The sequence below is a fragment of the Allocoprococcus similis genome, from assembly GCF_054660775.1.
Genome location: NZ_BAAHSG010000031.1, coordinates 16,771 through 31,182 on the forward strand (window position 1 = coordinate 16,771; position 14,412 = coordinate 31,182).

Below are 14,412 nucleotides of genomic sequence, written 5' to 3' on the forward strand. Positions count from 1 at the left end.
ATACTACACGGACATGAGAGTCAGAACAAAGCCATATCGCTGGCTATGAAGGAGGAAAAAAATGGCAGAAATTGCGTTAAGAAATGTCTGTAAGCAATTTGATTCCGAACATTATGGTGTGAAAGATTTTACTCTGGACATTCATGATAAAGAATTTGTGATTTTCGTAGGTCCTTCCGGCTGCGGAAAATCTACAACACTGAGATTGATTGCAGGACTGGAAGATATTACAGATGGAGAACTCTGGATCGACGGAGAGCTCTGCAACTATCTGGAACCAAAAGAAAGAGAGATGTCGATGGTTTTTCAGAATTATGCTTTATATCCAAACATGACCGTTTATGGAAATATTGCTTACTCACTGAAAATCCGTAAGGTTCCGAAAAAAGAAATTGATCAAAGAGTCAGAGAAGTGGCAAGAATCCTTGAGATTGAATCACTGCTTGACAGAAAACCGGCAGCATTATCCGGTGGACAAAAACAGCGTGTTGCAATCGGTGCAGCAATCATCAGACAGCCAAAAGCATTCCTTATGGATGAGCCACTTTCCAACCTGGATGCAAAACTGCGTGCGCAGATGCGTGTTGAATTACAGAAGTTACATAAACAGTTAAATACCACGATCATTTATGTCACACACGATCAGACAGAAGCGATGACGCTTGGAACAAAAATCGTTGTCATGAAAGACGGTCTGATCCAGCAGGTAGACACCCCGCAGAATATTTACGATCATCCGGTCAATAAATTTGTAGCAGGCTTTGTGGGCGCGCCATCGATGAATTTTATCGAATGCGAGGTTGAGAAAGAATTCAATAAAACTGCATTGATCTTTGCAACAACAGGGCCGATCAAAAAAGTGTATCTGACCGGGCAAACTGCAGAGATTCTTCAGCGAGATTATATTGGAAAGCGTGTGATCATCGGAATCCGGCCGGAAGATATCTACGAATATGAGGAAGCAAAAGCCGGTGGATTTGCAGAAAACAGCTTTGGAATCAAAGAAACTGTTGTTACCAGGGAAATGCTTGGTGCGGAAGTAATCCTGTATTTTGATGAACAGCACCGGACACATGCGGTAAGGCTGGAACCTTCCAACCAGACGAAAGTAGGAGAAACAGTGGATCTGTATTTTGATCCAGGTCGAATTCACGTATTTGATATAGAGACAGAGGAAAATATTCTTCATCTGTATGGGAAAGGATATTAAACATGAAAAAAGAAATAAAAATTACACCGTACCTTTATCTGATACCAAGCTTTCTGATCTTTGCGGTATTTTTGTTCTATCCATTCGTAAAAACAGTCTATCTGAGCCTTTTTATGACGAACAAAATGGGACAGGCAAAAATCTTCGTAGGACTTCAGAATTATATGGATCTGCTCAGCTCAGAATCCTTCCGGAACAGTTTGAAAGTGACACTGATCTTTGTGGTCATCGTAGTATTTGGCGGAATGCTTCTTGGACTTATCGCAGCAGTTCTCTGTAACAAGGCGTTCCCGGGAATCCGCGTATTCAGCACCGCATATGCACTTCCGATGGCGATCGCATCCAGCTCGGCAGCTATGATCTTCCAGATTATGCTTCATCCGGCAGTCGGAATTGTCAACAAACTTTTGGGACTGGATATCAACTGGCTGAATGACCCACATACAGCCCTGTACTGTGTGGCAATCCTTACCGCCTGGCTGAACAGCGGAATCAATTTCCTGTATTTTTCCGCAGGACTTGGAAATATTGATGAGACGATCTACGAGAGAGCATCCGTAGATGGGGCAAACGGTGTACAGCAGTTTTTCAGTCTGACACTTCCGGGACTGTCACCGATCATGTTCTATACCGTTGTTGTAAACATCATCCAGGCATTCCAGTCCTTTGGACAGATCAAGATCCTGACAGAAGGCGGACCGAATGAATCCACAAACGTAATCGTGTATTCGATTTACAGAGATGCATTCTTCAATTATCGTTTCGGAAGCGCATCTGCACAGTCTGTGATCCTGTTTATTATTATCATGCTTGTAACATTGGTGATGTTCCGCATTGAGAAGAAGGGAGTTAATTACTAATGAGTCAGTTAAACAGTATGGCAATTCCAATGGAAGGAAAATATTCAAAAAGAGAACTTCTGGAATTGAAAAATAAAATGAATGCCAAAGCACTGGCAAAAAGAAGAAGTAAGACAGCACTGCGGCTTACGGCAAATATTGTGTTTGCCCTCATTGTACTTCTTCCACTTTTGTACGCGATCAGCATTGCGCTGATGCCGTCAAATGAATTATTTACAACGGATCTGAACCTTTTTCCAAAGCATCCGACACTGCAGAATTTTAAAGATGCATTTACAACCGTTCCGCTGCTTCGTTTTATTTTGAATTCTTTCATTATGGCAGGCTGCATTACCATCGGACAGATCATTTCCTGTTCCCTTGCCGCATTTGCATTTTCATTCCTTGAATTTAAGGGAAAAGGAATCCTCTTTGCAGTTGTTATGGCAACTATGATGGTTCCGGGCGAAGCAACGATCATTTCCAACTATCTGACCGTCGGAAGCTGGGGAATCCTTGATACCTATGCGGTACTGATCATTCCGTATCTGACATCAGCGATGGGAATCTTTTTATTCCGCCAGTTCTATATGACATTCCCAATGTCACTGTATGAATCGGCAAAGCTGGACGGATGCAGTAATTTGAAATTTATTGTTAAAATTCTGATTCCACTGACCAAATCAGCAATCGGAGCTATGGCAGTTTATACCTTTATCAATGCATGGAATATGTATATGTGGCCGCTTCTTGTAACCGGCTCCAACAATATGAGAACCGTACAGATTGGTATCAGTATGCTTGACAGCGTGGATTCACAGTCCATTACCTTAATGATCGCAGGGGTAGTTATGATCATCATCCCATCCATCTCGATTTTCATTATCGGACAGAAACAGCTGATCAGAGGAATGTTCTCAGGTGCTGTAAAAGGTTAATTATTATGCTGGAAACGGGAAAATATCCATTCCCGATCCTATATATGTGTAAATATTACACACAATTTCATCCAATTAGAAGAGATAACATCAGGAGGAAAATTATGAAGAAGAAAACAGTTTCATTATTACTTGTGGCAGCAATAACTGTCGGAATGCTTGCAGGATGCGGAGGTGGAAAATCTTCCATCAGCCAGGACGGTTCATCCGATACAGCAGACAGCAGTGAAAAAGTAGAAATGGCAGATGCAAAAGATGTAGACGGAACGACAATTACATTCTGGCATTCTATGGGTGGTGTAAATGGTCAGGCGATCGACACACTTGTAAAAAAATTCAATGATGAAAATGAATATGGAATTACGGTAGAAGCACAGTATCAGGGAGAATATGATGATTCCCTGAACAAATTAAAGAGTGCACAGATTGGAAATATGGGTGCAGATCTGGTACAGGTCTATGAAATCGGTACCCGTTTTATGATTGAGTCCGGTTGGACTGTTCCGATGCAGGAAATGATCGATGCAGATAATTATGATGTATCTGAGATTGAACCGAACCTTGCTGCATATTATACTATTGATAATCAATTATATTCGATGCCTTTTAACTCATCTACACCAATTATGTATTATAATAAAGATATGTTCGACAAAGCCGGTATTACCGAAATTCCGGACAGCCTGGAAGCAATCGATGAGATTGGTGATCAGTTGATGACAAAAGGCGGCGCCGGTGAAGTGATGTCACTTGGTATCTACGGATGGTTCTTCGAGCAGCTTATCGGAAAACAGGGACTGGATTATGCCAATAATGGAAATGGCCGTGAAAAGGCTGCAACAGCAGTTGACTTTGATAAAAACGGTGCAGCAAAGAACATTCTGACTGCATGGCAGAAACTCAACAAAGACGGATATGCACCGATCGTTGGTAAAGGCGGTGATGCAGGACTGGCAGATTTCTCAGCTGGTAAATCTGCGATCACACTGGGATCTACTGCTTCCTTAAAACAGATCCTGCAGGATGTAAACGGAAAATTTGAAGTGGGAACTGCATATTTCCCGAAGGTATCTTCAAGTGATGAAGGCGGAGTATCCATCGGTGGAGCTTCTCTGTGGGCACTGAACAATAAAGATCCAAAGAAACTCCGTGCCACATGGGAATTCGTAAAATTCCTGATCTCCCCGGAATCACAGGCATACTGGAATGCACAGACAGGATATTTCCCGGTTACCACAAAAGCACACGACGAACAGACATTCAAAGATAATATCGCGCAGTATCCTCAGTTCCAGACAGCAATCGATCAGCTTCATGATTCTTCCCCGGAATATTGCGGTGCACTCTTAAGTGTATTCCCGGAAGCAAGAGCAACCGTTGAGTCTGAAATCGAAAGTATGCTGAATGGAAAAGAAGATGTCGACACAGCAGTACAGAAAATGTCAGATTCGATCAACAAGGCGATCACTGACTATAATACTGTAAATAATTAAAAAAGAATCGAGGCAGTAAACATTGAGCAAAACAAAGATATTTGCACACAGAGGCGCAAGCGGATATGCACCGGAAAATACACTGGAAGCATTTGCGCTGGCAATCACACAGGGAGCTGATGGAATCGAGCTGGATGTCCAGCTCACAAAGGATGGAATCCCGGTTGTGATCCACGATGAAACGATCGACAGAGTTACAGAAAAAACAGGATGGGTCAAAGATTATACCTTAAACGAATTAAAAGAACTTACGGTATTGAAAAACAAATTTCCGGAGTATTCCTCATCAAAAATCCCAACCCTGGAAGAAGTACTGGATGCAGTAAAAACATCCGGTATCCAGGTCAATATTGAACTAAAAACAGGGATTTACTGGTATCCAGAAATCGAACAGAAGGTTGCAGATCTTGTCAAAGCATCTGGAATGGAAGACAAGGTGATTTATTCTTCCTTTAATCACTACAGCATCCAGCAGATCAAAAAAATCGTTCCAGACGCAGAAACCGCATATTTATACAGTGATGTAATCTTAAATGTGGAAGACTATGCGGAAAATACAGGTGTAGACGGACTGCATCCTGCGGTATATCACGTGAAAATGGCTGATTTCTTAAAAGAATATCTGGACAGTGGTTTAAATGTCCGCGTCTGGACGGTCAATGAAAAAGAGGATATGGAATGGCTGATCCGCGCAGGTGTAACTGCAATTATCACCAATTATCCGGACAAAGCCGTGCAGATCAAAGGAAAAGTGGAAGCGTAGGCTATGCTGGAAAATAAAAAACTTTTTCTGCTGGATATAGACGGTACCATCTGCAAAGGGAACCAGCTGATCGAGGGAGCAGCCGCATTTTTGAAAGATATCAAAACGAATGGCGGACAGTTTGTATTTATCACAAATAATGCGACCAAGAGTATTGATGATTATATCAAATCTTTTCAGATTTTGGGAATTCATACGGATTATACGAATTTTCTGACAGCATCTTATGCAACTGTTGATTACCTGAAGAAACATCATGCAGGGGATCTGATCTATGTACTTGGAACCCGCTCTTTCATCCGGGAGCTGAAAAAGAATCAGATCCGTGTGACAACGGATTGTGAAGATGAAGGAATTGCCTGTGTTGTGGTTTCTTATGATAATCAGCTGACCTATGAAAAACTGTCTGATACGTGTAAGCTGCTGAGTACACAGAAAGTCGATTATCTTGCAACCAATCCGGACTATGTATGTCCGATTGAATTCGGATTCGTACCGGACTGCGGATCCATCTGTGAAATGCTTGCACATGCAGTAAAGCGGATGCCATATTTTATTGGCAAACCAGAGCCTGCTATGGTGGAACTTGCATTGCAGCGGAACCATTATCAGAAAGAGGAAGCATTGATCGTCGGAGACCGCCTGTATACCGATATTTTGTGTGGGTATCATGCCGGGGTGGAGACGGTGCTGGTATTATCCGGTGAGGCAACTGAAGAAGAAGCAAAAGCATACGAACATCAGCCGGATTACGTGATGTCATCGGTTGCGAAGCTGCATGAAGAATGGATAAAAAGTATTTCTTAACATAAACAGGGTATGTATGGTAATAAAACGGTACATACCCTGTTTGTGCGTCAGAAGCGTATGCATCCGTGGTAAATTGCAAAAATAAATGAAAAGATGGTGTGAGTGTCAAAAGTAAAAAAAGCCTTGCATCGGCGAACGTATGTTTGTATAATGGGAATATGAATACAGAACTGACAAACGATAATTATACAACACAGGAAAAACTACAGATTCTTGCCGATGCAGCCAAGTATGATGTCGCATGTACGTCAAGCGGATCCAGTCGCCGGGGACGGAAAGGAGAACTCGGCAGTACCGTTTCGTGCGGAATTTGTCACAGCTTTGCTGCAGACGGCAGATGCATCTCTCTGCTCAAGATTCTGATGACCAACCATTGCGTCTACGATTGTAAATATTGTATCAACCGGGTGAGTAATGATGTAAAAAGGGCAACCTTTACGCCTGAGGAGATCTGCAATCTTACTGTAGAGTTTTATAAACGTAATTATATCGAGGGACTTTTTCTAAGTTCCGGTGTTTTGAAAAATCCAACCTATACCATGGAAAAGATGTGCGAGACACTGTTACTTCTCCGCACAAAATACCATTTTAACGGATACATTCATGTGAAGACAATTCCGGGAGCTTCGGATGAATTACTTGCAGCTGCCGGTTATCTTGCAGACCGTGTCAGCGTGAATCTGGAACTGCCAACTTCTGAGAGCCTTCGTAAGCTGGCACCGAACAAAACTATGCAGACCATCCTGAATCCGATGGGGAAGGTGCAGAATACTATCGCTGCACACCGAATGGCAATCGGAAAATCTGCGTATATGGAAAGAAGCCGCGGAAATCAGTTCTTGCAAGCCGGGATTTTTTCGGACACTTCCAAGCAGCAGTTTCAAAAGAAACTGGAGAGCAGAGCAGCGCTACAAAAAGGAACCGATGTATCCAAGACTTCTGCACGGTCAAATCCTGCGGTATTGGATTCTTCATTCACCTGGAATCAGGCATATCAGCTGGCGCCACATGACATGTCCAGATTAAAACGAAGTTTTGCACCGGCAGGGCAGAGTACGCAGATGATCATTGGAGCAACAGGTGAAAGTGATTATACTTTATTGCAGACCACACAGCAGCTTTATCAGGGATTTGATCTGAAACGTGTTTTTTATTCCGCATATATCCCGTTAAATGAAGATTCTGTTCTGCCTGCGATCGGGACTCCGCCACCGCTTTTGCGGGAACACAGACTGTATCAGGCGGACTGGCTGCTCCGCTTTTACGGATTTCAGGCAGATGAACTTTTAACGTTAGAGAAACCAAATTTTAATGAGCTTCTGGATCCGAAGTGCGACTGGGCATTACGCCATCTGGAATTATTTCCGGTTGAAGCGGAAACTGCAAGCTATGCAGAACTTCTCCGTGTACCTGGAATCGGGCCGAAATCAGCCAGCCGTATTGTAAATGCAAGAAGATATGGAAGACTGGATTTTACAAATCTGAAGAAAATGGGTGTTGTTCTGAAAAGAGCGCATTATTTCATCACCTGTGGCGGAAAGCAGATGTATCACACGCCGGTTGAAGAGACTTATATCACAAGACAGCTGGTCAGCGTAGATCGGAAGGAATCATGGGAAATGGCTCATGCAAATGAAGGTTTTTCACAGATGACACTTGCGGATTTTGGAATTGGATAGAGAAAGCAGGTAATTTATGAAAATATATACTTGTAAGGATAAGTTAGAAGACATCATGACCTGTATCTATGATGCATGGGCAGATGCTTTACGAATCGGTCATGATCAGATAAGGCTGAAAAAAGAACCGATTTTCCAACCGACACTGCTGGATGAATATATCCATGTAGACGGCGACTGTTCCAAGGCAGAAAAAGTCACCCGGTCTATTCGCAGAGATATTTCTTCCAGAGCCTATCTGTATGTGTATTACGCATCCCTATCTGCAGAAGAGGATGCATTGCAGGCAATCTATAATTTTCTCAGAGTTGGATTTGCAATGGGAGCAGATGTACTTGAAAACTATACGAATCCACATGTGATGCGGATTATGGAGCTGTACCGTAATATTGGAAATGAAAGCCATCACTTCCGTGAGTTTGCCCGGTTCCAAAGTCTGGATGGACGTGTGTATGTCAGCCATCTGGAACCCAAAAGTGATGTGATCATGCTGGTTGGAAGACATTTCGCAGACCGTATGCCATCAGAGCATTGGATGATCGTTGACGATAACAGGAAGATGGCCTGTGTCCATCCAAAAGACGGAGAAAATTATCTTCGGTATCTGACGGATGAAGAGTTTGATGCACTTCGTAAAACAGAAGCGTATGAAGATGAATATACCGGGATGTGGAAGACATTTTTCCATACGATCGGAATCAAAGAACGGGAGAACTATGTCTGCCAGAGGAAGCTTTTTCCGATCTGGAAGAGGAAGCATGCTGTGGAATTTAAAGAATAATCGCAGGAATTAAAAAGACAGCAAAGTGTCATTGGTACTGGCTTTGATGGTTTTCTTTTCATCACAGATAGTTACCGTAATTTCAACAGTTTCCGAGACCGGAATGTCTGCAGGATAATAATTCAGAGAATCTGACAGAAAAACAGAAAGAAGTTCTAGGGATATGGAACAATCTGAGTACAAATGAGCAGGAAACAGTGATGTCAATGCTACGTGGACTTCGGAAGTAGGAGAACAGTTCGAGTATATTATCGGCTGTTCTTTTTTTGTTTTTGAACGTAAAAACGGTAATGTTTTTCTTGTGTACAGCAGAGCACTATAGTATAATAAATCCGGTTTTATTGCATAAGTTTAAAGGCTATAATAAGGAAAACGGCAAACCAGATGAAAGTCTGGGACGCAAAGCCAGAAGAGGCTAAAGTCAGAAAGTTTGACCAGGTCAGCCGGTTGCAACTGTTTCTATATCATATATGGAAAAGATGTGAAAGTGGAAGAGATCTCGATACCTTTTATACTATATCGATGAGTGATTCTAAAGAAATATAGTATGGATACGGGCATATTTGGGCAAGTATCCTTTTTATATGCCAAAATGGGTACGAAAACTGGCAGGGACAGGTTCTCTGTATACAGATAAAAGCAGGATGAAGAAGGCACAAGACGAAGCGAGGATTTTTATAAAATGGAAAATTATGAAGAAAAAATATATTCATTAGGTGAGACTGTAACGGGGCAGACACAGGTCATGTCACAGGTCGTACAGAAAACACTGGAAAATAATGGCGGGGTAGGTATAATGACAGGATCTTATGACCAAAACCTGTCTATTTTGTCTGTGAATAATCTGCTGTTGCATAGTACAGGATATACATTCGATACTTTCATGGAACAGACAAAAGGATCATTGAAAAACTTCTTTTATAATGAGAAAGATATAATGAATCGAGATCGTTTTTCGCAGCTTCACGGAGCAGGGGAAGCACAGATCCTTACTGCAGACGGTACAGTGAATAATGTACGGCTTTATAAAGAGGATGCGACAGATGAAGCGGGCAGACAGATCTGGGTTATGTCCGTACAGGTCAACTGGGATCATGTAAATTTGACACTGCTCAATGAGGCTATCTATTCCGGCTTCTGGTATTTTGACTGTGACGAAAACAGTGAGATTGTGAATGCAAACTGGAGTCATGAATTCCGAAAAATGCTTGGCTATCATGACACTCTGGACTTTCCGAATAAACTGGAATCCTGGTCAGATCTTCTGCATCCACAGGATAAAGAAAGAGTAATGGTGCAGCTTCAGGCGGCAATTAAAGATAAGACGAACCAGATAAAATACCAGGTAGAGTATCGTATGAGAATGAAGGATAATCAATACCAGTGGTTTCGGGCATCGGCAGAAGTAATACGCCGTCTGGATGGTTCTGCCAGCAGGATTGCCGGGATTTTTATTAACATTGATGCGGAGAAAAAAGAAATCATGCAGGCACAAAAATCTGCTGCTTTCCACCGGGCTTTTACGAAAGCAGATTTGTGCGAGTATTATGTGAATCTGGAAGCGAATACTTTTGATACCTTTAAGGTTGAACCGTCCCTGATGACCGTCTTTGAACAGAGTCATACGTGGGATGAATTGATTCGGCATTTTGTGGATTCCTATGTTGTGGAGACAGATAAGAAGGCGGTATCCTCTTTTTACGACCGTGGTTATATTGCAGAAAGGCTGAAGGGTCTGGAAACCGAATTAGCTTTAGAGTGCCGTATCACTCTGAATGGAGAAGAACGATGGGTCCGTAATGTGGTCATACGTGGCGAAATAGAGGATTCAGAATATGCCATGATTTTCTTGCGTGATATCACAGAGACAAAGGTAGAGAGCGCACGGCATCTGCAGATGGCAGCGGATAATGCTTCCATGGAGCAGCTGATTCAGAGTATTGTGCGTCTGGTTGACCGCTTTGTTGTCTGTGATCTCGAAAATGACAGATATGAATTCTACAATCTGAATGGACAGATGATATATAAACCTTTTGGATTTTATCATGATTTTCAGATGCAGGTTCTTGAAAAATATAAGACACTGGAACCATTGGAAGCTATAGATATCCTGATAGCCCCGGATAATATTCGGAAAAAACTGAAAAGTGAAAATGATATTTATAAGTTTGAGTATTGCAGCCTGGATGAAAAGACTTATAAAATCGCTTCTTATATTCCCCTGGAATGGAAGAATGGAAAGCTGGAAAGGGTATTGCTGGCATCCATGGATGTGACACAGGAAAAGAAAGCAGAGATTGAATCCCGTCAGGCACTGAAAGAAGCTTACCGGTCCGCAGAAAATGCAAATCGTGCGAAAACAGAATTCCTTTCCAATATCTCCCATGATATCCGGACACCAATGAATGCGATTGTGGGTCTGACGGCAATCGCAGGAGCAAATGTTGAGAGCAAGGACAGAGTCATTGAATGCCTCGGCAAGATCACAGAATCAAGCCGCCATCTGCTGGGGCTGATCAATGAAGTATTGGATATGGCACGTATTGAAAGTGGAAAAATGACACTGGCACAGGAGGATTTCAATCTGCCAGATCTGGTGGATAATCTTATAACACTCACAAAACCGGTGATTGATGAACATAAACACAATTTAGATATACACATTAATCACATTGAACATGAGAGTGTCTGTGGTGACAGCCTGAGAATCCAGCAGGTATTTGTGAATCTGATGAGTAATGCGATCAAGTATACACCGGATGGTGGGAATATTACTTTTTCCATAGAGGAAAAGCCAAATGGATTTTCGGAACTTGGATGCTATGAATTTACGATTGAGGATAATGGGATCGGTATGTCACCGGAATTCCAGAAAATCATGTTTGATCCTTTCAGCCGCGCAGATGACCATCGGACAACCAGAGTCCAGGGAACTGGTCTTGGAATGGCAATCAGCAGAAATATTGTGAACCTGATGAATGGTAATATTAAAGTGGAAAGCACCTTACATAAGGGAACTAAAATTACAGTAACAATTTATTTGGAGCTTCAGGAAAAAGAAAAAGAACAGGACAGAAATCTGATGAATCTGCCTGTTCTGGTTGTGGATGATGATAAGACATGCTGTGAAAGTACAGTTGCTACACTGAAAGAAATCGGTATTACAGGTGAATGGGTTCTCTCTGGCAGAGAAGCTGTTGAGCGCTGCTATGCACGTCATGAGCTAAAAAATGATTACTTTGCTGTCATCCTGGACTGGAAGATGCCGGACATGGATGGCATAGAAACAGCCAGACAGATCCGAAAACGGATAGGGAAAGAGATTACCATTATTGTACTGACATCTTATGAATTCAGTGAGATTGAAGAAGAAGCAAAGGCTGCAGGCGTAGATGCTTTTATTGCAAAACCGCTGTTCCGTTCCAGGCTGACGGCTACATTGCGGCAGTTTACTTCAGGCAGAAAAGAAAAAACAGCAAGAAATTATCTGGAGGAGCTGTCAGAAGCAGATTACACAGGAAAAAGGATTCTGCTGGTTGAGGATAATGAGCTGAACAGAGAAATTGGTGTTGAAATTCTGCAGATGACAGGGGCAGAAGTGGAAACAGCGGAAAATGGAAAAATTGCAGTTGAAAAAGTGGAAGCTTCTCCGAAAGGCTTGTATGACCTTATTTTTATGGATATCCAAATGCCTGTCATGAATGGCTATGAGGCAACCGCAGCAATCAGGAGTCTTCCTGGTGAACGGGGAAAGCTGCCGATTATTGCCATGACTGCCAATGCTTTTGCAGAAGACGTACAGCTGGCCAAAAATACAGGCATGAATGGACATCTTGCAAAACCTCTGGATATGAATAAGCTGAATGATGTCTTGGAAAGCTGGCTGTAATTGCTGCCCAATTATTGAATTAATGATTTTATCAGGAAAGAATGAGGAAAATACGAGTATGGAAAAGGCAAAACATTATCTGATAGCGTTATTGTTAGGGGTGCTTGTAGCAGCTACTGTTTTGTCTGGATGTGGACAATCTCAAAAAGCAATATCTAAAAATGATGAGCACCTTACCGTGTATCTGTGGGAAAATAGTTTGATAAAAAATATTGCTCCATATATTCAGGAGCAGTTTCCAGATCAGGATATTGAATTTATTATTGGTAACAATGATACCGATTTATATAGCTATTTTGAAGAGCATGGTGAACTGCCGGATATTATAACCGTGCGTCGATTCTCAGGAACAGATGCACAGGATCTGGAGCCATATCTTATGGATTTTGCTTCTTATGATGTTGTTTCCAGGTATTACTCCTATGCATTGCAATATTATAAAAATTCAAAAGATGAGATTCAGTGGCTTCCTATCTGCGGTATGCCGCAGACAATCATTGCCAATAAGACATTGTTTGAACAGTATGGAATCAAGATACCGGAAAATTATGAGGAGTATGCACAGGCATGCCAGCAATTTTATGATAATGGTATAAAACCTTATTCCCTGGATCTTGCAGAAGACTGGTCTGCTCATGAGGTGATTCAGACAGGTGCAATTGGTGAATTCATGAGTCTGGATGGAATCGAATGGAGAAGCTCAGCTGAAAGTGCATCAGAGGATATCGCGTTTGATGACGCATTATGGAAACGTATTTTTTCAGAAACCAATACATTTCTGAAGGACTCACATTTTACGAAAGATGATATCAGCGTCGATATTGATACTGCAACTCAGATGTTCCTTGAGGGGAAAGCAGCAATGTTTCATGGATATCCGGCACTTATGCAGGAAATTCAGGAACAGATGGATGCAGAATTAACCCGTATACCGTTTTTTTCACAGATTTCGGATGAATCTTTTATAAATATGACCCCTTCGCTAAATATTGCATTCAACAAAGAGCTGGAAAAAGATCAGGAAAAACTGGATCTGGCATTCGATGTCCTGGATTGCATGATTTCAAAAGAAGGACAAACGCTGATTGCAGATGGAGCCGGTTTGATCTCATTGAATACCGATGTTCCAACCATGATGGAAGATGTGTCTGGTCTGGAAGACGAAACGAAAAATAATTCTGTTTATATCCGATATTCTGCCAAAAAATCCTTCGCTGCCAGTCTGGAAGCTGTTCAAGGTCTGTTGTCAGGAGAAATGGATGAAACACAGGCATATGACGCTTTTCGTGGTATAATGAATGGTAATGATACAGAAGAAAAAACGATGGTGAATTTTGAGCAGGAGTATTCTATTTCCCTGAATGATAAAAATGGTCGCGATGCGGCATCGTCTATTTTAACTACAGTCAGAGAAGAACATAATGCGCAGCTGGCCCTGGCGCCATACTATTACTTCACTTCTTCTATTTATAAAGGAGAATGTACCGGCAGTCGAGTTGCGCTGATGACAGCGAAGAACTCAGATACATCATTATATCTTGGAAAGATCAACGGTAAACAGATCTGTGAACTGGTGGAAAATTATCTTGCTGATTCTAAAGATGGTTTTTCGGTAACCAATAAATATGAATTACCAATTGCCTCCGGTATGAAAATAATTGTCAAACATGAGGAAAACGGATTCTCTTTAAAGGATATAACAGTAAATGAAAGAGAATTGGACAAAGAAAAAGAGTATTCCATTCTTCTTACAGATGATACAATGTCTGTTTTGAAAGAAATATATCCGGAATGTGAGATAGAGCAACTGAAAGCTACTACATTATCAAGTGCATGGACTACATCTATGTCAAAAGGACAGCAGCCGTCAGCACCGGAAGACTATATAGAGGTTGAAAAGTAAAATTGCAGATGAAACAAACAGAAATTAAAAGAAAAAAAACAAGAGTATTGCTGCTTATAATGCTTGTCATTCTTTTAAGTTTAGTTTTTATAAAACTTCTTATGCAC

The 14,412-nt window shown here is 41.6% G+C and carries 10 protein-coding genes and 1 riboswitch; all 10 genes read left to right on the forward strand.

Annotated features, from left to right (window positions below; all coding sequences use genetic code 11):
- Positions 1-61 precede the first annotated feature (61 nt).
- Positions 62-1,210, forward strand: coding sequence for an ABC transporter ATP-binding protein (locus tag ACYQ5K_RS11860; RefSeq protein ID WP_173687478.1), 1,149 nt, complete (start codon positions 62-64; stop codon positions 1,208-1,210).
- 2 nt (positions 1,211-1,212) lie between these two features.
- Positions 1,213-2,070 carry a carbohydrate ABC transporter permease gene (locus tag ACYQ5K_RS11865; RefSeq protein WP_173687479.1) on the forward strand — a complete coding sequence of 286 codons (858 nt, stop codon included), beginning with the start codon at positions 1,213-1,215 and terminating at the stop codon, positions 2,068-2,070.
- Positions 2,071-2,099: 29 nt separating this feature from the next.
- Positions 2,100-2,987, forward strand: coding sequence for a carbohydrate ABC transporter permease (locus ACYQ5K_RS11870; protein WP_420315019.1), 888 nt, complete (start codon positions 2,100-2,102; stop codon positions 2,985-2,987).
- Positions 2,988-3,091: 104 nt separating this feature from the next.
- Positions 3,092-4,480: an ABC transporter substrate-binding protein gene (locus ACYQ5K_RS11875; RefSeq protein WP_173687481.1), complete on the forward strand. Its 1,389-nt coding sequence runs from the start codon at positions 3,092-3,094 to the stop codon at positions 4,478-4,480.
- Positions 4,481-4,502: 22 nt separating this feature from the next.
- The gene (locus ACYQ5K_RS11880; protein WP_173687482.1) at positions 4,503-5,243 is read left to right on the forward strand and encodes a glycerophosphodiester phosphodiesterase; all 741 of its coding nucleotides are present in this window, start codon (positions 4,503-4,505) and stop codon (positions 5,241-5,243) included.
- A gap of 3 nt (positions 5,244-5,246) precedes the next feature.
- Positions 5,247-6,050, forward strand: coding sequence for an HAD-IIA family hydrolase (locus ACYQ5K_RS11885; protein ID WP_173687483.1), 804 nt, complete (start codon positions 5,247-5,249; stop codon positions 6,048-6,050).
- Between the two features lie 161 nt (positions 6,051-6,211).
- Entirely contained in the window at positions 6,212-7,732 is a 1,521-nt protein-coding gene (locus tag ACYQ5K_RS11890) for a putative DNA modification/repair radical SAM protein (RefSeq protein ID WP_173687484.1), read from the forward strand.
- Between the two features lie 16 nt (positions 7,733-7,748).
- Positions 7,749-8,513, forward strand: coding sequence for a TIGR03915 family putative DNA repair protein (locus tag ACYQ5K_RS11895; RefSeq protein ID WP_173687485.1), 765 nt, complete (start codon positions 7,749-7,751; stop codon positions 8,511-8,513).
- 364 nt (positions 8,514-8,877) lie between these two features.
- Positions 8,878-8,968: riboswitch (cyclic di-GMP riboswitch) on the forward strand.
- Between the two features lie 227 nt (positions 8,969-9,195).
- Entirely contained in the window at positions 9,196-12,402 is a 3,207-nt protein-coding gene (locus tag ACYQ5K_RS11900; protein WP_459777638.1) for a hybrid sensor histidine kinase/response regulator, read from the forward strand.
- 58 nt (positions 12,403-12,460) lie between these two features.
- Positions 12,461-14,305: an ABC transporter substrate-binding protein gene (locus ACYQ5K_RS11905; protein ID WP_173687486.1), complete on the forward strand. Its 1,845-nt coding sequence runs from the start codon at positions 12,461-12,463 to the stop codon at positions 14,303-14,305.
- The last annotated feature ends 107 nt before the right edge of the window (positions 14,306-14,412 follow it).

Coding starts and splice junctions, on each gene's coding strand:
- ACYQ5K_RS11860 (WP_173687478.1), top strand. CDS start 62: ATGGCAGAAATTGCGTTAAGAAATGTCTGTAAGCAATTTGATTCCGAA.
- ACYQ5K_RS11865 (WP_173687479.1), top strand. CDS start 1,213: ATGAAAAAAGAAATAAAAATTACACCGTACCTTTATCTGATACCAAGC.
- ACYQ5K_RS11870 (WP_420315019.1), top strand. CDS start 2,100: ATGGAAGGAAAATATTCAAAAAGAGAACTTCTGGAATTGAAAAATAAA.
- ACYQ5K_RS11875 (WP_173687481.1), top strand. CDS start 3,092: ATGAAGAAGAAAACAGTTTCATTATTACTTGTGGCAGCAATAACTGTC.
- ACYQ5K_RS11885 (WP_173687483.1), top strand. CDS start 5,247: ATGCTGGAAAATAAAAAACTTTTTCTGCTGGATATAGACGGTACCATC.
- ACYQ5K_RS11890 (WP_173687484.1), top strand. CDS start 6,212: ATGAATACAGAACTGACAAACGATAATTATACAACACAGGAAAAACTA.
- ACYQ5K_RS11895 (WP_173687485.1), top strand. CDS start 7,749: ATGAAAATATATACTTGTAAGGATAAGTTAGAAGACATCATGACCTGT.
- ACYQ5K_RS11900 (WP_459777638.1), top strand. CDS start 9,196: ATGGAAAATTATGAAGAAAAAATATATTCATTAGGTGAGACTGTAACG.
- ACYQ5K_RS11905 (WP_173687486.1), top strand. CDS start 12,461: ATGGAAAAGGCAAAACATTATCTGATAGCGTTATTGTTAGGGGTGCTT.